The organism is Stenotrophomonas lacuserhaii (assembly GCF_014836545.1).
In the GTDB taxonomy this organism is placed as follows: Bacteria; Pseudomonadota; Gammaproteobacteria; order Xanthomonadales; family Xanthomonadaceae; genus Stenotrophomonas; species Stenotrophomonas lacuserhaii.
The window spans coordinates 219,389-237,667 of sequence record NZ_JACSQS010000004.1; the positions used below are offsets into that span (position 1 = coordinate 219,389).

The 18,279-nt window shown below is 66.4% G+C and carries 20 protein-coding genes and 1 pseudogene; 8 read left to right on the forward strand and 13 right to left on the reverse strand.

Going from position 1 to position 18,279, the window contains the following annotated elements:
- Nucleotides 1-77 precede the first annotated feature (77 nt).
- Together pilB and H9654_RS06425 are read left to right on the forward strand one after the other, a co-directional pair.
- Nucleotides 78-1,802, forward strand: coding sequence for a type IV-A pilus assembly ATPase PilB (gene pilB / locus H9654_RS06420; RefSeq protein ID WP_101100949.1), 1,725 nt, complete (start codon nt 78-80; stop codon nt 1,800-1,802).
- Between the two features lie 201 nt (nt 1,803-2,003).
- Nucleotides 2,004-2,711: a YitT family protein gene (locus H9654_RS06425; protein ID WP_101100835.1), complete on the forward strand. Its 708-nt coding sequence runs from the start codon at nt 2,004-2,006 to the stop codon at nt 2,709-2,711.
- A gap of 72 nt (nt 2,712-2,783) precedes the next feature.
- Here the strand turns inward: H9654_RS06425 and H9654_RS06430 are convergent, their stop codons facing one another.
- Both H9654_RS06430 and H9654_RS06435 read right to left on the reverse strand, forming a co-directional pair.
- Nucleotides 2,784-3,320 carry a DNA-3-methyladenine glycosylase I gene (locus H9654_RS06430; RefSeq protein WP_191769909.1) on the reverse strand — a complete coding sequence of 179 codons (537 nt, stop codon included), beginning with the start codon at nt 3,318-3,320 and terminating at the stop codon, nt 2,784-2,786.
- Entirely contained in the window at nt 3,317-5,110 is a 1,794-nt protein-coding gene (locus tag H9654_RS06435; RefSeq protein ID WP_191769911.1) for a DUF4153 domain-containing protein, read from the reverse strand. Before H9654_RS06435 ends, H9654_RS06430 begins: the two co-directional genes overlap by 4 nt.
- A 76-nt stretch (nt 5,111-5,186) precedes the next feature.
- Here H9654_RS06435 and H9654_RS06440 point away from each other — a divergent pair, with 76 nt between their 5' ends.
- From H9654_RS06440 to H9654_RS06465, 6 genes are all read left to right on the forward strand, one after another.
- Complete coding sequence (locus H9654_RS06440) at nt 5,187-5,753, forward strand: YqgE/AlgH family protein (RefSeq protein ID WP_191769912.1); 567 nt, start codon at nt 5,187-5,189, stop codon at nt 5,751-5,753.
- Nucleotides 5,746-6,213, forward strand: coding sequence for a Holliday junction resolvase RuvX (gene ruvX / locus H9654_RS06445; RefSeq protein WP_042614628.1), 468 nt, complete (start codon nt 5,746-5,748; stop codon nt 6,211-6,213). The genes H9654_RS06440 and ruvX overlap by 8 nt, the downstream gene beginning before the upstream one ends.
- Before the next feature lie 18 nt (nt 6,214-6,231).
- Nucleotides 6,232-7,182, forward strand: coding sequence for an aspartate carbamoyltransferase catalytic subunit (locus H9654_RS06450; protein WP_101100831.1), 951 nt, complete (start codon nt 6,232-6,234; stop codon nt 7,180-7,182).
- A 182-nt stretch (nt 7,183-7,364) separates the two neighbouring features.
- Nucleotides 7,365-8,726 (forward strand): magnesium transporter, encoded by a 1,362-nt coding sequence (mgtE, locus tag H9654_RS06455; RefSeq protein ID WP_042614633.1) that lies wholly within the window; start codon nt 7,365-7,367, stop codon nt 8,724-8,726.
- 12 nt (nt 8,727-8,738) lie between these two features.
- Nucleotides 8,739-9,005 (forward strand): hypothetical protein, encoded by a 267-nt coding sequence (locus H9654_RS06460; protein ID WP_042614632.1) that lies wholly within the window; start codon nt 8,739-8,741, stop codon nt 9,003-9,005.
- Nucleotides 9,006-9,075: 70 nt separating this feature from the next.
- On the forward strand, nt 9,076-9,876 hold the full coding sequence (locus H9654_RS06465; RefSeq protein WP_191769914.1) for a carboxylesterase family protein: 801 nt from the start codon (nt 9,076-9,078) through the stop codon (nt 9,874-9,876).
- A 50-nt stretch (nt 9,877-9,926) separates the two neighbouring features.
- Here H9654_RS06465 and H9654_RS18000 read toward each other — a convergent pair.
- From H9654_RS18000 to lptA, 11 genes and pseudogenes are all read right to left on the reverse strand, one after another.
- Nucleotides 9,927-10,028, reverse strand: a pseudogene (locus tag H9654_RS18000) (REP-associated tyrosine transposase); the annotation flags it as partial.
- A gap of 145 nt (nt 10,029-10,173) precedes the next feature.
- Nucleotides 10,174-11,931, reverse strand: a complete 1,758-nt coding sequence (gene ptsP, locus H9654_RS06470) for a phosphoenolpyruvate--protein phosphotransferase (protein WP_191769917.1) — start codon at nt 11,929-11,931, stop codon at nt 10,174-10,176.
- Nucleotides 11,932-11,933: 2 nt separating this feature from the next.
- Complete coding sequence (locus tag H9654_RS06475) at nt 11,934-12,203, reverse strand: HPr family phosphocarrier protein (RefSeq protein WP_042614635.1); 270 nt, start codon at nt 12,201-12,203, stop codon at nt 11,934-11,936.
- A complete protein-coding gene (locus H9654_RS06480) occupies nt 12,196-12,588 on the reverse strand; it encodes a PTS sugar transporter subunit IIA (RefSeq protein ID WP_101100826.1) in 393 nt (130 codons plus the stop codon). The genes H9654_RS06475 and H9654_RS06480 overlap by 8 nt, the downstream gene beginning before the upstream one ends.
- A gap of 158 nt (nt 12,589-12,746) precedes the next feature.
- Nucleotides 12,747-13,628, reverse strand: a complete 882-nt coding sequence (gene rapZ / locus H9654_RS06485; RefSeq protein ID WP_042614637.1) for an RNase adapter RapZ — start codon at nt 13,626-13,628, stop codon at nt 12,747-12,749.
- A gap of 77 nt (nt 13,629-13,705) precedes the next feature.
- Entirely contained in the window at nt 13,706-14,656 is a 951-nt protein-coding gene (gene hprK / locus H9654_RS06490) for an HPr(Ser) kinase/phosphatase (RefSeq protein WP_101100825.1), read from the reverse strand.
- Nucleotides 14,653-15,105, reverse strand: coding sequence for a PTS sugar transporter subunit IIA (locus tag H9654_RS06495; protein WP_191769919.1), 453 nt, complete (start codon nt 15,103-15,105; stop codon nt 14,653-14,655). Before H9654_RS06495 ends, hprK begins: the two co-directional genes overlap by 4 nt.
- Before the next feature lie 21 nt (nt 15,106-15,126).
- The gene (gene hpf / locus H9654_RS06500) at nt 15,127-15,459 is read right to left on the reverse strand and encodes a ribosome hibernation-promoting factor, HPF/YfiA family (protein WP_191769921.1); all 333 of its coding nucleotides are present in this window, start codon (nt 15,457-15,459) and stop codon (nt 15,127-15,129) included.
- 54 nt (nt 15,460-15,513) lie between these two features.
- Nucleotides 15,514-17,040, reverse strand: a complete 1,527-nt coding sequence (locus tag H9654_RS06505) for an RNA polymerase factor sigma-54 (protein ID WP_406833457.1) — start codon at nt 17,038-17,040, stop codon at nt 15,514-15,516.
- Nucleotides 16,994-17,713 (reverse strand): LPS export ABC transporter ATP-binding protein, encoded by a 720-nt coding sequence (gene lptB, locus H9654_RS06510; protein WP_191769924.1) that lies wholly within the window; start codon nt 17,711-17,713, stop codon nt 16,994-16,996. The genes H9654_RS06505 and lptB overlap by 47 nt, the downstream gene beginning before the upstream one ends.
- Nucleotides 17,713-18,222: a lipopolysaccharide transport periplasmic protein LptA gene (gene lptA, locus H9654_RS06515; RefSeq protein WP_042614643.1), complete on the reverse strand. Its 510-nt coding sequence runs from the start codon at nt 18,220-18,222 to the stop codon at nt 17,713-17,715. The genes lptB and lptA overlap by 1 nt, the downstream gene beginning before the upstream one ends.
- Nucleotides 18,223-18,279: the final 57 nt, after the last annotated feature.

Below are 18,279 nucleotides of genomic sequence, written 5' to 3' on the forward strand. Positions count from 1 at the left end.
GCAGGGGGAGCCAGCAGCGGACCAATATGCAGCTGTACGGGGCGGGATGCGCCGGGCGGCACACAATGAGGAACCGCATGAACGCAGTCGCCACCGCAAATCTCGTCGGCATCACCGGTATTGCCCGTCGGCTGGTCCAGGACGGGGCGCTGGATGAAGCCGGCGCACGCGATGCGATGGCCAAGGCGACCGCTGCGCGGCTGCCGCTGCCGCAGTGGTTCGCGCAGAACAAGGTCGTCACCGCCGCCCAGCTGGCCGCCGCCAATTCGCTTGAATTCGGCATGCCGCTGTTCGATGTCGGCGTGTTCGATGCCAACCAGAGCGCGATCAAGCTGGTGAGCGAAGAGCTGCTGCGCAAGCACCACGTGCTGCCGCTGTTCAGGCGCGGCGGCAAGCTGTACGTGGGCACCAGCGACCCGACCCATTCGCTGGATGAAATCAAGTTCCACACCAACCTGGTGGTGGAACCGATCCTGGTGGATGAAGACCAGATCCGCCGCACGCTGGAGCAATGGCAGACCAGCCACGATTCGATGTCCTCGCAGATGGGCGACGACGACGAGGGCATGGCCAACCTGGAAATCGGTACCGACGACGACAACAGCGCCGGTGATTCGGGGATCGACGCCAAGGGCGATGACACCCCGGTGGTGAAGTTCGTCAACAAGGTGCTGGTGGATGCGATCCGCAAGGGCGCCTCGGATATCCATTTCGAGCCCTACGAAGACGACTACCGCGTGCGCCTGCGCATCGACGGCCTGTTGAAGATGGTGGCGCGTGCACCGGTGAAATTGAACCAGCGCATCGCCGCGCGCCTGAAGGTCATGGCGCAGCTGGATATCGCTGAAAAGCGCGTGCCGCAGGATGGGCGCATCAAGCTCAACCTGAGCAAGACCAAGCAGATCGACTTCCGCGTCAGCACCCTGCCGACTCTGTTCGGTGAAAAGGTGGTGCTGCGTATCCTGGACGGCAGCGCGGCCAAGCTGGGCATCGACAAGCTGGGCTACGAAGCGGACCAGGAGAAACTGTTCAAGGACGCCATCCACAAGCCGTACGGCATGGTGCTGGTGACCGGCCCGACCGGTTCGGGCAAGACGGTTTCGCTGTATACCGCGCTGGGCATCCTCAACGATGAAACGCGCAATATCTCCACCGCCGAAGACCCGGTGGAAATCCGCCTGCCCGGCGTCAACCAGGTGCAGCAGAACAACAAGCGCGGCATGACCTTCGCTGCGGCACTGCGCTCGTTCCTGCGCCAGGATCCGGACATCATCATGGTCGGCGAAATCCGCGACCTGGAAACCGCCGAGATCGCGATCAAGGCCGCGCAGACCGGCCACATGGTGCTGTCCACGCTGCATACCAACGATGCACCGCAGACCATCGCGCGCCTGATGAACATGGGTATCGCGCCGTACAACATCACCAGTTCGGTGACGTTGGTGATCGCCCAGCGCTTGGCGCGCCGGCTGTGCAACAACTGCAAGCGCCGCACCGAGCTGCCGGCGCACGCACTGCTGGCCGAAGGCTTCACCCAGGCCCAGCTGGATGCGGGTATCGAGCTGTATGAAGCCGTTGGCTGCGATGAATGCACCGAAGGCTACAAGGGCCGTACCGGTATCTACCAGGTGATGCCGATGACCGATGAGATTTCCACGATCATCCTGGCCGGCGGCAATGCGCTGCAGATCGCCGAAGCCGCCCAGGCGATCGGGGTGAACGACCTGCGCCAGTCGGCGCTGGTGAAGGCCAGCAAGGGCGTGACCAGCCTGGCCGAGATCAACCGCGTCACCAAGGATTGATCGGCCTTGGTGGGTGGATGAGCCGGGCTCTGGTGGGTGAAGACCGTTGGTCGTCACACTTTTGCTTGGACTCACAAGCGTGACGACCAACGGTCGTCACCCACCGAACGTCCGCCGGCCGTCACTACCGTGAATGATTTCACCTGCAACTGTCATCGAGATCGTGTCTAATACGACTCCCCACCGCGACACCCCACGCTCATGTCCCTCCAATCCCATGGCCCCGCGCCGTGCGACGACGCTGACGGCCACCTCGTCACCGCTGGCCCGCTGACGCCGCCGCCGGATATCGCCGGCACCCCGCAGGACGACCGCGCGTTGCGCCATTCCCATGCAGAAGACGTGCAGGGCATGGTGCTGGCCACGCTGGTGGCCTCGCTCGGCCTGGCCATCTTCGCCAAGGGCGGGCTGATGATCGGCGGCATGGCCGGGCTGGCCTTCCTGATCCACTACACCGCCGGTTGGAACTTCGGCCTGGTGTTCGTGCTGGTCAACCTGCCGTTCTATTGGGTGGGCGTGCGCCGGATGGGCTGGGAGTTCACCCTGAAGACCTTCGCGGCGGTCACCGCCTGCGGCATCCTGACCGACCTGCTACCGCGCTGGGCGGATTTTGCGCATATCGCGCCGCTGTATTCGGCGCTGGTGGGCGGCGCGCTGGCCGGCCTGGGCATCCTGTTCTTCATCCGCCACCGCGCCAGCCTGGGCGGCATCGGCATCCTGGCGGTCTACCTGCAGCGCACGCGTGGCTGGAGCGCCGGCAAGGTGCAGATGAGCTTCGATGCGATGCTGATGCTGGTGGCGTTCAGCGTGCTGTCGCCGATCCAGGTGATGTATTCGGCCATCGGCGCGGTGGTGCTCAGCCTGGTGCTGATGTTCAACCACCGCCCGGGCCGGTACATGGGCGTCTGAGGCGAGGGGCCCGCGAAGGGGTCAGAGTCCTTTTCCGCAGGAAAAGGACTCTGACCCCGTTGGCCGTCAACGTCATTGCCGGGACCAGGCCGGTTTCAGTTCCAGGATCCGCTGCTGTACCGGGCAGTCGTCGGCGTGGGCGCCTTTCAGGTAGCCCAGGCTCATCAGGAATTCGCCGGTGATCTCCCCGCCGGTAAACCGGAAGGTCTTCTTGAACAGTTTCACCCAGCCGGCCTTGTCCAGCGGGTGGTGCGCGTCCAGCCATTCCACGAAGCCGCCGTGGCTGGCGCGCAGGCCCTGGATGACCTGCGCATTGTGGATGGCGGCCAGCACTTTCAGCCGGTTGCGGATGATGCCAGCGTCGCCCAGCAGGCGGTCGATATCCGGCTGTGCGTAGGCGGCCACGGTGTCCACGTCGAAGCCGTCGTAAGCGCGGCGGAAGCCTTCGCGCTTCTTCAGGATGGTTTCCCAGCTCAGCCCGGCCTGGTTGATTTCCAGCAACAGGCGTTCGAACAGCTCGGCTTCTGCGCGCTGCGGGAAGCCGTATTCGTGGTCGTGGTAATGCCCGTGCACCGGGTGGCCCGGGGCGATGCTGCAGTATCCGCTCATGGTGCTTCTCGAGGTTCTTTGGCCAGGTTGCCGATACTGATTGGGGCGCTGCCTTCCACTACCAGTTCCGGCCAGCGCGGCGCCTTCAGCGTCAACCGCCCACTGCGTAGGGCCGCCTCGATGGCGGCGGCCTGCGTGTCGGTTTTCTCGCGCAGGAACGCATAGGAGCCCACCGTCCACCAGCCGGCCGCACCAGGTGCGTGCAGCTGGCAGTAAGCACCGGAGCGTGCGATGAGACCACACAGCAGCACATCGGCCTGACCATCGCCATCGAAATCACGGGTGGTGACCAGGCAGCGTGCGTCGGCCTCCAGGCAGCCGCCTGCTTCCACCTTGCGCGCCACCATCGCGTCCCACCAGCTGTCCGGGGGCGTGGCGGAGCCTTCGGCCAGCACCAGCCGCTTGCGCAGCGCGGCCAGGTCGCGGATGCCATCGTCGATCACCTGCTCCCCGCCGCCCCAGTACGCGGTGCGCGCCAAGGCCTGGGTGGCCACGCTGGCCGCGCGTGCATCGGCAGTGAAACGCGGATCCTGCTGCAGGTCGCGCAGGGTCGCCACGCCGCGCCGTCCCAGGTCGAAGCGCAGCATCATCGCGTCCGCCGTGGTGATGCCATCGGGGTTGGCCAACAGCCGCGCCTGCTGGCTGGCGAGGGTGATCCGTACCGGATCCAACAGCGGCGAACTGGCCAGCAGCGCCGCGCCCAGCACCCCCCAGCACATGATCCGGTTGGCCGGCTCCAACCGCTGCAGCCAACGCCCGTGGCCGAACGGGGCCAGTGCATAGCCGAGCGCATAGCCGGTCACCAGCACCGCGATCAGCAACGCCCAGAAACGCTCCAGGGTCCAGCTGTACTGCCCGATGCGCAGCCACACCGCGTACAGCGCCAGCGCCGACAGCACCGGCAGCGCCAGCAGGCTGGCTTCCACCAGCCGGCGCAGCCAGCGCGGGTAGGGCGGCTGGTCGTTGTCATGCTGGTACACCGCGTTGGTGAAGATGATCAGCAGCAGCGCCAGCACCAGCAGCAGCGAGGCGGCCGAACGGGTTTCCCACAGCGGCTGCAATCCAGTGAACGGCAGGCTCAGGGTGAAGATGACGGTGATGAAGGACAGCAGCGGCAGCAGCCCCCGGCAAACCGCGAACAGCACCTGGCGGGTGATCTGGATGGCACGTTGCTGGGTGCGCCCGATCAGGATGCCGAAGCCGGCCAGGGTGCCGGTGGCCAGCGCAATGAAGGCATCCTGGCGGAACAATTCGGTGAAGAAGGTGATCTTCAGCAGGCCGAACAGCGACGCCCACAACCACAGCAGCAACCAGGTCAGGCCGGTGAACAGCAGCGCCAGCGCCAGGGTCAGGCCGTTCTGCCAGGCGCGTTCGAACAGCGCATCGTAGCTGGCGCGCCAGTGGCCGTGCTGCAGGCGGTGCTGCCACCACGGCAGGCTGATGAAGGTGGCGATCGCCATCGCCAGCGAGAACGGCATGCGCAGCGGTTCCGAGCGCAGGCCCGCTTCTCCTTCCAGGTTCCAGCCGATCCAGCTGGCCAGCCCCAGTACCACCATCGACGCCAGCAGCGCGTGCAGCCACATCCGGCGGTCGCGCAGGTCCACCACGGTCAGTGCGATGGCGCTGGGCACGCTGAGCACCCACGCATACCAGCGATAGCGTGATCCGACGTCCTGCAGCGGCCAGCTGCCGTCGAGCTGCTGTGCCAGATACAACAGCAGACCCTGCAGCAGGGCGATCAACACGATGGCACTTCGGGTGGATGGGGGCAGCGTCGTGCTGGGGGACATCGCAGGCTCCTTGCTCGGTGGCCGCCATCCTACCGTCTCACGCGCCTGCACACGGCCCAGCGGTTAGAATGAAGCCATGTCCGAGATTTCGACTTCCCTTGCCCATCACCTGCTGGTCGCGCTGCCCTCCCTGGCCGACGAGCCCTTCGCCCGCAGCGTCGCGCTGATCTGCCAGCACGACCAGAACGGTTCCATGGGCGTGCTGGTCAACCAGCCCTCGGACTACACCATCGGTGAAGTCCTGGCGCAGATGGACATCACCACGGATGACGACGAACTGCGCCAGCGGCCCGTGCTGAACGGCGGCCCGGTGCACCCCGAACGTGGCTTCGTCATCCATGACGATGCGCGTGCGTGGGAGTCCAGCCTGCTGGTCGGCGAAGGCGTGTACCTGACCACCTCGCGCGACATCCTGGAAGCGATGGCGCGCGGTGAGGGTCCGGCCAATGCCCTGGTCACCCTGGGCTGCGCCGGCTGGGGCGAAGGCCAGCTGGAAGGCGAACTGGCCGACAACAGCTGGCTGACCGTGCCGGCCGACGCCGACCTGCTGTTCCGCACCCCCTACGAGCACCGCTGGCAGGGAGCTGCCGCGCGCATCGGCGTGGACCTGTTCCGGCTGACCGATTACAGCGGCCATGTCTGAGCCGGCGGCCATCCGCCGCGACGGCACCGTGCTCGGCTTCGACGTCGGCTCGCGCCGGATCGGCGTGGCCATCGGCAGTGCCTTCGCCGCGCATGGGCGCGCGGTGGCGGTGATCGACGTGCACGGCAGCGGCCCGGACTGGGGCGCGGTGGAACGCCTGATCAAGGAGTGGAGTCCGGACGGCCTGGTGGTGGGCGACCCGCTCACCCTGGACGGCCAGGACCAGCCCAACCGCAAGCGCGCGCAGGGCTTTGCCCGCCAGCTGCGGGAACGTTTCAAACTGCCGGTGGCGATGATCGACGAGCGCTCCAGTTCGGTCGAAGCCGCGCGCCGGTTTGCCGTCGAACGCGCCGAAGGGCGCAAGCGCCGCCGTGATGCCGCTGCCCTGGATGCGGTGGCCGCTGCGGTGATCATCGACCGCTGGCTGTCTTCACCGGACGACGCCACCCCCATTCCCTGACCTGCCGACCGCCTGCCCATGACTGCCTCGCAACTCGATTCATCCGGACGCCTGCGCCACCTGCTCACCCTGCAGGGCCTGCCACGCGAAACCCTGCTGCAGTTGCTGGACCGCGCCGGCCAGATCCGCGATGCGGCAGTCGGACGGGTCGGCAACAAGCGCGCGGTGCTGGCCGGTTCGGCGGTGTGCACGCTGTTTTTCGAGCCGTCCACGCGCACCCGCAGCTCGTTCCAGCTGGCCGCGCAGCGGCTGGGCGCGGACGTGCTGAACTTCGATGCGTCCACCTCGTCCACCCGCAAGGGTGAAACCGCGACCGACACGCTGCGCAACCTGGAAGCGATGGGCGTACGCGGCTTCGTGGTGCGCCATCCGGACGACGGCGCGGTGGCGGCGCTGGCCGCGGCGGCAGGCGAGGGCACCGCGCTGATCAACGCCGGCGACGGCCGCAGTTCGCACCCCACCCAGGGCCTGCTGGACATGCTGACCCTGCGCATGGCCAAGGGCAGTGATTTTTCGAAGATGAAGGTGGTGATCGTCGGCGACGTAAAGCATTCGCGCGTGGCCCGTACTGACCTGCACGCGCTGCGCACGCTGGGCGTGGGCGAGATCCGCGTGTGCGGCCCACAGTCGCTGCTGCCCGACGATGACACGCTGAAGGGCTGCGTGGTCGGCCAGGACTTCGACGAAATGCTGGAAGGCGTCGATGCGCTGATGATGCTTCGCCTGCAGCGCGAGCGCATGGAAGAAGGCCTGGTGCCATCGCTGGAGCAGTACCACCAGCAATACGGCCTGCACGCCGCCCGCCTGGCCCGCGCCGGCAAGGATGCCGCCGTGCTGCATCCGGGCCCGATCAACCGCGGCGTGGAAGTCACCGACGAAGTAGCCGACGGCCCGCAATCGTGGGTGCTGCGCCAGGTCGCCAACGGCGTCGCCGTACGCATGGCCGTGCTGGAAACGTTGCTCGGCTGAAGGTAGTGACGGCCGCACCGCCCTTGGTGGGTGACGACCGTTGGTCGTCACGCTCTCCCCGCTCGGTCCAACCCGCGATCAGCTTCTGCTTTTCACACACGCAGGCGATAATGACGCGCTGACCACCCCTCATGCCGCATCCTCTCCAGGATCGCAGCCTTCTCTTTCCTGCGGGAGTTCCGATGGCCGAGGCCGTACGCCACGACAAGACCGCGCGCCAGCTGCGCCTGCTTTCCGATGCGCTGGACAGTGGTCGGCTGGGCCCCGTGCGTCGCTTGGTCAACACGCTGGCCCCGGCCGAAATCGGCAACCTGCTTGAATCACTGCCGCCCGGCAAGCGCGAGGTGGTGTGGGGCCTGGTGGACCCGGAAGACGACGGCGAGGTGCTGGTCCACGTCGGCGATGAAGTGCGCGAAAGCCTGCTGGCGGACATGGACCCGGACGAGATCATCGCCGCGGTCGAAGACCTGGACATCGATGACCTTGCCGACCTGGTCGAAGACCTGCCGGACACCGTCATCGACGAAGTCCTCAAGTCGATGGACCGCGAGAACCGCGAGCGGCTGGAACAGGTGCTGTCCTATCCAGAGGACAGCGCCGGCCGCCTGATGAACCCGGACGTGGTGACCGTGCGCGCCGACGTCAATGTCGACGTGGTGCTGCGCTACCTTCGCCTGCGCGGCGAACTGCCCGACCACACCGATCATCTGTTCGTGGTCAGCCGCCGGCATCAGTACCTGGGGCGGCTTTCGCTTGCGGCACTGGTGACCCACGAAGACACCACGCCGATCAACCGATTGATCGACGACGAGCAGCCGGCCATCGACGTCGGCGAGAGTGCCGATGAAGTGGCGCGGCAGTTCTCCGATCATGACTGGGTCTCCGCGCCAGTGGTGGATGACAACAACATCCTGCTCGGCCGCATCACCATCGATGACGTGGTGGATATCATCCGTTCGCAGGCCGAGCACCAGGCACTGGGCGCGGCCGGCCTGGACGAAGAAGAAGATCTGTTCTCGCCGATCAAGCGCGCCGTGCGCGGCCGCGTGGTCTGGCTGGGCATCAACCTGTGCACGGCGTTCCTCGCCGCCAGCGTGATCGGCCAGTTCGAACTGACCCTGCAGAAAGTGGTCGCGCTGGCGGTGCTGATGCCGATCGTCGCCGGCGTTGGCGGCAATGCCGCGGTACAGGTGCTGACCCTGATGGTGCGCGGTATCGCGCTCGGCCAGGTAGGCCCGAGCAATGCCAGGATCCTGCTCTGGAAAGAACTGCGGGTGGCCATGATCAACGGCACCCTGATCGGTCTGCTGGTCGGCCTGATCGCCTTTGTCTGGTTCCACAGCTGGCTGCTGTCGATCGTCATCACCCTGGCCTTGATGATCAACTTCTGTGCCGCCGCACTGGCCGGCGTACTGCTGCCGCTGATGCTCAAGCGCATGAACGTGGACCCGGCCGTCGCCGGTACCGTGGTGGTGACCGCGGTGACCGATGTCATGGGCTTCTTCAGCTTCCTGGGCCTGGCCACCCTCATCCTGCTGCACTGACCGGTACCGACCATGGCCACCACCGTAGACAACTATTTCCAGGCCGGCTGGCGCGACCAGCAGCACACCTGCGCAGCCTGCGAGTGGAAAGGCAGCTCGCGCGCGATGGTGATGGAACTGGCCGAGGACGTGACCGAATACGACTGCCCGGTCTGTGAGAACCCGCTGCTGATCGTGGTCCATCCGGATATCGACCAGGTGCAGGCCGCTGCGGCATCGGGCAATGAAGAAGCCCAGCAGCAGCTGGAGATCATCGCCAGTTTCCCGCGCCCGGACTGATGCACTGCACGATGCCGTCGGTTGCGCAGGCCGCTAGGATGGAAGCGTTTTCATCCTGTCAGGATCCGCCATGCATCGTCTGCTGCTGCGCCTTGTTGTTGCCGCCACCCTGCTGATGTTGCTGGTCGGTTGTGCCACCACGCCGGACCCCACGGCTGGGCGCTTTGAATCGCGCAGCGTTACCGTGGACGGCCACGTGTCCCGTTACCAAGTGTTCGTGCCCGCCGATGCCGTGCGCGCGGCCGGGCCGTTGCCGGTGGTGCTGTTCCTGCATGGGTCCGGTGAGCGCGGCCGCGATGGCATGAAGCAGACCAAGGCGGGCATCGGACCGTACCTGCGCGAGCACGCCAGCACCTTCCCGGCGCTGGTGGTGCTGCCGCAGGTGCCGAACCGGCAGGAATGGGACGGCCTGAACAACCGCGTCGCGCTGGCGGCACTGGATGCCACGCTGGCCGAGTTTTCGGCGGATCCGTCGCGGCAGTACCTGACCGGCATGTCGATGGGCGGCTATGGCAGCTGGAACATCGCGCTTTCCGCGCCGGACCGGTTCGCCGCCATCGTGCCGGTATGCGGCGCGGTGATCGCTCCGCGCGAAGAACGCCAGACGCTGTTCGTCGCCGCTGTCGCCAACGAAGCCGACCCCTACGCCGCGCTGGCCCAGCGCCTGAAGAACGTGCCGGTATGGATGTTCCATGGTGCAAAAGATGATGTCGTGCTGCCCGACGACGACCGCAAGCTGCATGCAGCATTCAAGGCCGTCGGTGCGACCGATGCACGCTACACCGAGTATCCCGACGGCAACCACAACGCCTGGGACGCCACCTATGCCGATACCGCGATGTGGACGTGGCTGCTGGCGCAGAAGCGCTGACCCTCCGCTACTTTTGGTGGGTGACGACCGTTGGTCGTCACGCTTTCGAACTAAAGCCATCGACCCCAGGCAAACGGATACTCTCCGAGCGATTCCGCCAATCCCGCGCGAACAGGGTTGGCCACGACATACATCGCATGGCGCTGCAGTGACGTGGACTGGAATCAGGGCAATCCCGTGCTGCTGGCGGGAGTCCAGGCGAGAGCGTGACGACCAACGGTCGTCACCCACCGAAGCAGGGAGGCCACAGGGAGAGCGTGACGACCAACGGTCGTCACCCGCCACAGCAGGGCGAGGTCAGTTGCCGTTGATCCAGCGTTCGATGCTGCGGCGGTCTCGGGCGGCGAGCAGCTTCGGGGCGCGGGCGCGCAGTTCGCCGAGGTCGCTTTCGCGGATCGCGCGGCGCACTTCCAGCAGGGTGCCAGGATGCAGGCTGAACTCGGTCAGGCCGAGTGCAAGCAGCATCGGCGCCAGGCGCGCGTCACCGGCGATTTCGCCGCACACCGCCACCGGGATCTGATGGCGCTGGCCGGTTTCGATCACCAGTCTGAGCAGCCGCAGCACGGCCGGATGCAGGGGCGAATACAGTTCGCCGAGCGCCTCATTGTTGCGGTCGGCCGCCAGCAGGTACTGCACCAGGTCGTTGGTGCCGATGGACAGGAAGTCGACCAGGTCGATGAAGCTTTCCAGTGCGAACGCGGCGGCCGGCACTTCGATCATCGCGCCCAGCGGCACACGTTCGCTGACGGCGTGGCCTTCGGCGCGCAGCTGCGTGGTCAGCCGGGTCATGCGCCGGCGCACGGCCAACAGTTCTTCGCGCGTGCTGACCATGGGGATCAGGATGCGCACCTTGCCGTAGGCACTGGCCCGCAGGATCGCGCGCAGCTGCGTATCGGCCACCAGCGGGCGCGCCAGCGACAGCCGCACGCCACGCAGTCCCAGCGCCGGGTTGTCTTCGTTGCTCAGGGTCAGGCCGGTGCGGTCGGCCTTGTCCGCGCCCAGGTCCAGCGTGCGGATGGTCACCAGCCTGCCGGCCATGCCCAGCGCGGCATCGCGGTAGGCCTGGAACTGTTCTTCTTCGTCCGGCAGCTCGTTGCGCTGCAGGAACAGGAATTCGGTGCGGTAAAGGCCCAGTCCCTGCGCACCGAACGCATGCGCCTGGGTCACGTCTTCCAGCGATTCGGCGTTGGCCAGCAGGGCGATGTCGACCTGGTCGCGGGTGCGGCTGGGTTTGCTGCGCAGGCGGCCCAGCTCACGCTGTTCGCGCGCATGTTCCTTCAGCCGCACGCGGTAGTCGCGCAGGTTTTCGGCCTGGGGATTGACGGTGATGCTGCCATCGCTGGCATCGACGATCAGTACGTCGCCATCGCTGACTTTCTGCAGCAGCCCGGGCACGTTGACGATCAGCGGCAGGTGCAGGCTGCGGGCGAGGATCGCGCTGTGCGACAGCGCGCTGCCGGCCGTGGTGACGATGGCCACCACGCCCTGCGACTGCAGCTGGGCCATCTCCGAAGGGGCGATGTTGTCGCAGACCAGGATTTCGCCGGCCAGGCCTTTCACCGCCGGCGGCAGCACCGGCTGCAGGAAGGCGTGGATGCGGCCGATCACATGGTCCAGGTCGTCCATGCGGCTCTTCAGGTAGGCATCGTCCATGCCGTCGAAGACCTTGGCCAGGCGGTCGCGCTGCAGGCGCAGCGCATAGCCGGCGCTGTAGGGGCCACTGCGGATCAGCTCGTCCAGCCCGAACAGCAGTTCCGGATCATCCAGCAGCAGTGCATGCAGGTCGAGGAACTCGCCGGCTTCCTGGTTCAGCGCACCTTGCAGGCGCTGGCGCAGGTCGTGCATTTCCTTGCGCGCGGCATCCAGCGCGACGTGCAGGCGCTTGAGTTCCTTGTCCACGTGCTGCGGCGCCACGCGCTGTTCGGCTACTTCCAGCGCATGCGCCAGGCGCACCCGTGCGCGCCCCAGCGCGGTACCGCGTGACGCGCCGTGCCCGGACAGCAGCTGCACCGGCCGCAGGCCGGTGGGTGCCAGTCCAGCACGGGCGCGCGGCATGCTCAGCTGTCCTCGTCGAAGCGGCGCTCGAACAGCGAGACCACGGCATCCATCGCCGCCTGTTCGTCTTCGCCGTTGATGCGGATGGTGACCGGGGTGCCCTGGCCGGCGGCCAGCAGCATCACGCCCATGATGCTCTTGGCGTTGATCTCACGGCCCTTGGCGGCCATGGTCACGTTGCAGCGGAAGGGTGCAAGTTCCTGCACCAGCTTCGCCGTAGCGCGGGCATGCAGGCCCAGGCGGTTGGTAACGGTGAGTTCTTTCTCAAGCATCGTCGACTATCGCTCCATTGCGCGCGCCCGCCGCCGCAGTGGCGGGCAGTTGATCCAGTCCCTGTTCCGGATAATTCATCACACGCAACAACATCGGCAGGCTCAGTGCGGCAACCCGACGCGCCGGCGTTCCCAGCCTGGCCAGTTGGGCGGCCAGGTTGCTGGGGCTGGCACCGTACAGGTCGGTCAGGATCAGCACCCCGTCACCCCCGTCCACCCGCCGCAGGGCGGCCGAAGCGAGCGGGAGCAAGGTGTCCAGATCCGCATCGAACGGTACGTCGAACGCTTCAGTCTTCAGCGGCAGATGCCGCAGCAGCCGGGTCGCCACCTCAAGCAGGGCCGATCCGACGCCAGGATGTGTTACGAGGAGAATGCCACAGGTCATGCTCGAACGTTAACAGGTCGGCATGACGCTGCGATAGCGGGCGCAGAGCCCTTCAGTGTTCCGTATTCATCTGCAGAACAAAAAAGGGGACGGAGGGGATTAAGTCGCATCCGGCATCCAGGTGTCGGATGCGACTTAATCCCCTCCGTCCCCTTTTTTCAGTCGAGTTCGCGATGGTAGGTGGCCACGTCCTTCCAGCCCTGTTCGCGGGCATGCCGGGCCAGCCGCTCGGCCAGGAAGACCGACCGGTGCTTGCCGCCGGTGCAACCGAAGGCCACGGTGACGTAGCTGCGGGTGTCGTTGCCCAGCTTCGGCAGCCAGGTGTCCAGGAAATCGGTCAGCTGGCCGACGTAGCGCTGCACCTCCGGCTGCGCTTCAAGGTAGTCGCGCACGCCGCCTTCGCGGCCGCTCAGCGGGCGCAGTTCCGGGTCCCAGTGCGGGTTGGGCAGCACCCGGGCGTCGAACACGAAGTCGGCCTCGGCCGGTACGCCGCGCTTGTAGGCGAACGATTCGAACAGCAGCGACAGCGGCGTGGTGTGGCCCAGCGTGTACTCGGTGACGATGCGGCGGCGCAGCTGGTGCACGTTCAACGTACTGGTATCGATGATCGCATCGGCCGCGCGGCGCAGCGGTGCGGTGAGTTCGCGCTCCCGGGCGATCGCTTCGGGAAGGGACAGGCCGAGCTGGCTCAGCGGATGGCGTCGGCGGGTATCGGCATAGCGCTTGAGCACCGTTTCGTCGCTGGCTTCGAAGAACAGCAGCTGCGCGCGCACGCCGGCTTCGTCGGCCAGTTGCCGCCATTGTTCAAGCTGGCCCAGGTCGCTCTGGCCGCGCACGTCGATGCCCACCGCCAGCCGCCGCGGGGCACTGCCGGGTGCGCCCAGCACGCCGCGTACGAACGCCGGCAGCAGGTCGATCGGCAGGTTGTCCGAGCAGTAGTAGTCCTGGTCCTCGAAGGTCTTCAAGGCCACGGACTTTCCAGAGCCGGACAGGCCGCTGATGATGATCAGGGTCGGGGCGGACGGGGCAGGGCGGTTCATGGCGGACTCTTTGTTGGGGGCTGGTGGTTGGGGGAGCAGTGACGACCAACGGTCGTCACCCACCATCACTGCCGGGCTTACGGGGTGCGGCGTTCGAGCAGGTTGCTGTGGCGGGCGATGAACATGGCGGCCGGATCGATTCCCTTGGTGCGCAGGATATGCAGCCGGGTCGCCGCTTCGGTCAGCACCGAGAGGTTGCGGCCGGGCATCACCGGCAGGGTGATCAGCGGCACGTCCAGGTCCAGTACGTGGCGGGTGCCGGAGTCGCCGGTCAGGCGTTCGTATCCATAAGCGCTGGGTTCGGTCATCGGCTTGGTCAGGTGGACGATCAGCCGAAGGTACTTGTTCTTCTTTACCGCTGTGTCACCAAACATCTCGCGCACGTTCAGCACGCCCAGGCCGCGCACTTCCAGCAGGTCCTGCAGCAGCTCCGGGCAGGTGCCATCGAGCACGTCCGGGGCGATCTGGGTGAACTCCGGCGCATCGTCGGCGACCAGGCGATGGCCGCGACTGAGCAGTTCCAGCGCCAGCTCGCTCTTGCCCGAACCGGCTTCGCCGGTGATCAGCACGCCGATGGAGTAGATCTCCATGAACACGCCATGCAGGATCACCCGCGGCGCCAGCGTACGCGCCAGGTGGTAGGACAGGTGGTTGAGCAGTTCGTGGCCGCGCTTGGGCGAAAGCCACAGCGGCGTGTTGGATTCATCGGCCGCCGCGCGCAGGTCTTCCGGGCAGGGCTGGTTGCGGGTGATGACCAGCGCCAGCGGGTGCGACTGCATGATCTTTTCGATGGTTTCCCATCGGTGGCGGGAATCCAGCGAATCCAGCCAGGTCAGTTCCTCGGTGCCGAGGATCTGTACTTTGTTGGGGTAGATGGCGTTGAGGTAGCCGGCCAGCGAGGGACGCCGGGATACGGTATTGCCGGCTTCAAGCTCGCGTCTTTCGCCTTTCTGCCCGGCCACCCAGCGCAGGGCGAGGCGGTCGCGTTGCTGGTCGAACAGCTCGCGTGCGGTGATGCTGGTATTCATGCGGCACTCGCCGGTGGCGGAAGATCGATGATGGCGCGCAGCGCGGCGGCATCGGGTGCATCGCGCAGCGCCTGGCGGATGCCCGGCTCGGAGAACATCTCGGCAAGTTCGGACAGCAGCATCAGGTGCTGGTGGGTGTAATGGGACGGAACGGCGATGGCGAACACCAGATCGACCGGCTCATCACCACCGAAGTCCACCGGTTGCAGCAGTTTCAGCAGGGCGCCACGCGGACGCTCGAGCGCCGGTGCGCGGCCGTGCGGGATGGCGATGCCATGACCGATGGCGGTGCTGCCGAGCGCTTCGCGCTCGCACAGGTTACGGTGGATCTGTTCGGTGTTGGCTTGGCGGCAGGCCAGCAGCTGGGCCGCTGCCAGCAGCACACTCTCGCGGTCGGCAGCCGCGCAGACCTGGGTCTGCACGGCGGCCATCAGATCGGTCAGGGGCATATCAGGGGGAACGTGAAGTCATCAGACTTCATTGTCGCTCAATGGCAGGGGCACATGCTGCTGTTTCTTCTGCTGCTTCTTTTCCTTTTCCGAGGTCAGCAGGCGGTCCACCTTGTCGGCCAGGATATCGATCGCCGCGTACATGGTCTGGCCACTGGCCTCGGCATGCAGGGTCTGGCCGAGGATGTTCACGGTGGCATCGACGTGGTGCTCGTTCTTCTGCAGCTTCAACGTGACCCGAGTTTCGCAGTGTTCGCCGACGAAGTGCTTACCGGGCCGGGCGAGCTTGTCCGCCACGTACTTTTCCAGGGCCGGGGTGACTTCGACGTCTTTGCCAAACGTTTCAATGCGCATCGGGTGTCTCCTTTTGGATTTGCCAATGAACCTCTCCGCCGGGCGCGGTGTGCGTCAGGCGATCCGGACTCTTTCGTGCGAGGCGGAAATGTTCATGGCTTCACGATACTTCGCCACGGTCCGGCGCGCTACCGGTATGCCGGATGTCTTGAGCAGGTCAGCCAGCTTGGCGTCAGAAAGCGGCTTGCGCGGATTTTCGTCGTCGATCAGCCGGCGGATCATCGACTGGATGGCGGTGCTGGAGGCTTCGCCGCCGCCTTCGGTGTCGATGCCCGAGGCGAAGAAGGCGCGCAGCGGGATGGTGCCGCGCGGGGTGCGCACGTGCTTGCGGGCGATGGCGCGCGACACCGTGGACTCGTGCAGGCCCAGCTCGCCGGCGATCTCACGCAGGGTCAACGGACGCAGCGCCTGGGCGCCGAACTCCAGGAACCCAGCCTGCTGCTGCAGCAGGCTGTTCACCACCCGCAGCAGCGTTTCGCCGCGTGCCTCCAGGCCCTTGAGCAGCCAGCGCGCTTCCTGCAGTTGGGTCTTCAGGTAGCCGGCGTCGGCTTCGCCGCAGCGGCGGATCATGCTTTCGTAGCCGCGGTGGATGATCACCTTCGGCCCGGCGTGGCCGGCCAGCGCGGCCCGCCAGACGCCGGCCTGGCGCCAGATCACCACGTCCGGTACCACGTAGGTGTCCTGGCTGACCGGGGCGATCTGGGTGCCGGGGCGAGGGTCCAGCGAGCGCAGCAGGGCCACTGCCGCCTCCACGTCGGCGACCGGCTGCTTGAGTTCCTGGGCGATGCCGGCCACGCCACTGCGTGGCAGCCGCTCCAGCGGGCCATCGGTGATCTGCCGGGCCAGCGCCAGCGCGGGGGTGTCGGCCGGCAGCACGTCCAGCTGCAGGCGCAGGCATTCACCCAAATCGCGTGCGCCCACGCCTACCGGGTCGAAGCGCTGGATCTGGTGCAGCACGGTCAGGATTTCATCGTCGCCGGCGTGGATGGCCGGCAGCAGTGTTTCGGCAATGCCGGAGAAGGTCTCGCGCAGGTAGCCGTCATCTTCGATCGCATCGATCAACGCGGCGCCGATGCTGCGGTCACGCGGTGACAGATGCGACAGATGCAGCTGCCACAGCAGGTGGTCGGCCAGGGTCTCGGTCTCGGCGACACGCTCGGCAGCGCTGCCCAGGTCATCGTCATCGAAGGAGCCGCCACTGCCGGCACCGCCACTCCAGTCCAGTTCGGCCGGTGCCCAGTCATCGTCGCCGGGGCCGGTGCGCTCATCGCTGTCGCGCACCTGCTGGTCGGGCGAGGGCTGTTCGGTGGGCTGGTCGCTGCCGGGTACCGGTTCGGCGTTCTCCGCCCAGTCCAGCAGGGGATTGGTTTCCACCGCCTCGGCTATTTCCACGTCCAGTTCGGTGGTGGACATCTGCAGCAGCCGGATCGCCTGGCGCAGCTGTGGCGTCATGACCAGGTGCTGCCCCAGCGATGTCTGCAACCGCGTCTTCATGCCACCGCCCAACGTAAAAGGAAGGGTCCGGCGGCCGCCTTCACAGCTTGAAGGAATCTCCCAGGTAGACACGACGGACGTCTGCATTTTCCAGCAGGTCCGCAGGCGCGCCCTGGGCCAGCACCGTACCTTCAGCGAGGATATACGCCCGGTCGCAGATTCCCAAGGTTTCGCGCACGTTGTGGTCGGTGATCAACACGCCGATGCCGCGCTGCTTGAGGTGGGTGACGATGCGCTGGATCTCGCCGACCGAGATCGGGTCGACACCGGCGAACGGTTCGTCGAGCAGGATCAGGCGCGGCTGGGCGGCCAGGGCACGGGCGATCTCACAGCGGCGACGCTCGCCACCGGACAGGCTGGCTCCCTGCTGTTCGGCGACATGGCCCAGCTGCAGTTCGTCCAGCAGGCCGGCCAGTTCGCGCTCGCGGCCGGCGCGGTCCAGGTCATCACGCAGCTCCAGCACCAGCCGGATGTTGTCGGCCACGGTGAGCTTGCGGAACACCGAGGGTTCCTGCGGAAGATAGCCCACGCCCTGCTTGGCGCGGGTGTACATCGGGTCGCTGGTGATGTCCTTGCCGTCCAGCACGATGCTGCCGGCATCGGCGGCCACCAGGCCGACGATCATGTAGAAACAGGTGGTCTTGCCGGCACCGTTCGGGCCCAGCAGGCCGACCACTTCACCGGCCTCCAGGGTCAGGCCGAAGTCCTTGACCACTTCGCGCTGCTTGTAACTTTTGCGCAGGCCCTTGGCGATGAGCATTACTTGCTGCTCCCGGCGGCCGGCGCCTTGTTCTTGGGCTGGATGACGGTACGCACGCGGCTGCCATCGCCACCACTGTTCATTTCACCGCTGCGGGTGTTGTAGACCATGCGCTGGCCTGCGTTGGTACCGCGCGCGCTGGTGACCTTGTAGTTGCCGGTCAGGGTGATGATCTCGCTGGTGATGTCGTAGTCGATGCGGTCGGCGGTGGCATCCATCCAGGTGCCATCGTCCATCTGCTGGCGCATGGTGGCCTGCTTGCCGGTGAAGATCGCCCGTACTGCTTCGCCGCCCTTGATCTGGATCTCGGCATTGGCCGCACGCAGGTCCAGCGAACCCTGGGTGATCACCACGCCGCCGGACATAAGCGTCTTGCCGTCGCCGGTGAGGGTGCCGGTCTGCGCGCCGGCATCGATGTTCATCGGTTCGTTGCGGTCGGTGGATTTCGCGCTGGCCAGCAGCGGCAACATCAGGCTGAGCGCACAAAGGGCTGCAAGGTGGATTTTCATCGTGTCCGTTTCTGCCGGAGGGTGGCCTGGTCACGCCAGGCGGAAAAGGGAAGCAGC

Excerpts from the sequence above, each read along its gene's own strand:
- pilB (WP_101100949.1), top strand. The coding sequence starts at position 78 with ATGAACGCAGTCGCCACCGCAAATCTCGTCGGCATCACCGGTATTGCC.
- H9654_RS06425 (WP_101100835.1), top strand. The coding sequence starts at position 2,004 with ATGTCCCTCCAATCCCATGGCCCCGCGCCGTGCGACGACGCTGACGGC.
- H9654_RS06430 (WP_191769909.1), bottom strand. The coding sequence starts at position 3,320 with ATGAGCGGATACTGCAGCATCGCCCCGGGCCACCCGGTGCACGGGCAT.
- H9654_RS06435 (WP_191769911.1), bottom strand. The coding sequence starts at position 5,110 with ATGTCCCCCAGCACGACGCTGCCCCCATCCACCCGAAGTGCCATCGTG.
- H9654_RS06440 (WP_191769912.1), top strand. The coding sequence starts at position 5,187 with ATGTCCGAGATTTCGACTTCCCTTGCCCATCACCTGCTGGTCGCGCTG.
- ruvX (WP_042614628.1), top strand. The coding sequence starts at position 5,746 with ATGTCTGAGCCGGCGGCCATCCGCCGCGACGGCACCGTGCTCGGCTTC.
- H9654_RS06450 (WP_101100831.1), top strand. The coding sequence starts at position 6,232 with ATGACTGCCTCGCAACTCGATTCATCCGGACGCCTGCGCCACCTGCTC.
- mgtE (WP_042614633.1), top strand. The coding sequence starts at position 7,365 with ATGGCCGAGGCCGTACGCCACGACAAGACCGCGCGCCAGCTGCGCCTG.
- H9654_RS06460 (WP_042614632.1), top strand. The coding sequence starts at position 8,739 with ATGGCCACCACCGTAGACAACTATTTCCAGGCCGGCTGGCGCGACCAG.
- H9654_RS06465 (WP_191769914.1), top strand. The coding sequence starts at position 9,076 with ATGCATCGTCTGCTGCTGCGCCTTGTTGTTGCCGCCACCCTGCTGATG.
- ptsP (WP_191769917.1), bottom strand. The coding sequence starts at position 11,931 with ATGCCGCGCGCCCGTGCTGGACTGGCACCCACCGGCCTGCGGCCGGTG.
- H9654_RS06475 (WP_042614635.1), bottom strand. The coding sequence starts at position 12,203 with ATGCTTGAGAAAGAACTCACCGTTACCAACCGCCTGGGCCTGCATGCC.
- H9654_RS06480 (WP_101100826.1), bottom strand. The coding sequence starts at position 12,588 with ATGACCTGTGGCATTCTCCTCGTAACACATCCTGGCGTCGGATCGGCC.
- rapZ (WP_042614637.1), bottom strand. The coding sequence starts at position 13,628 with ATGAACCGCCCTGCCCCGTCCGCCCCGACCCTGATCATCATCAGCGGC.
- hprK (WP_101100825.1), bottom strand. The coding sequence starts at position 14,656 with ATGAATACCAGCATCACCGCACGCGAGCTGTTCGACCAGCAACGCGAC.
- H9654_RS06495 (WP_191769919.1), bottom strand. The coding sequence starts at position 15,105 with ATGCCCCTGACCGATCTGATGGCCGCCGTGCAGACCCAGGTCTGCGCG.
- hpf (WP_191769921.1), bottom strand. The coding sequence starts at position 15,459 with ATGCGCATTGAAACGTTTGGCAAAGACGTCGAAGTCACCCCGGCCCTG.
- H9654_RS06505 (WP_406833457.1), bottom strand. The coding sequence starts at position 17,040 with ATGCAGACGTCCGTCGTGTCTACCTGGGAGATTCCTTCAAGCTGTGAA.
- lptB (WP_191769924.1), bottom strand. The coding sequence starts at position 17,713 with ATGCTCATCGCCAAGGGCCTGCGCAAAAGTTACAAGCAGCGCGAAGTG.
- lptA (WP_042614643.1), bottom strand. The coding sequence starts at position 18,222 with ATGAAAATCCACCTTGCAGCCCTTTGTGCGCTCAGCCTGATGTTGCCG.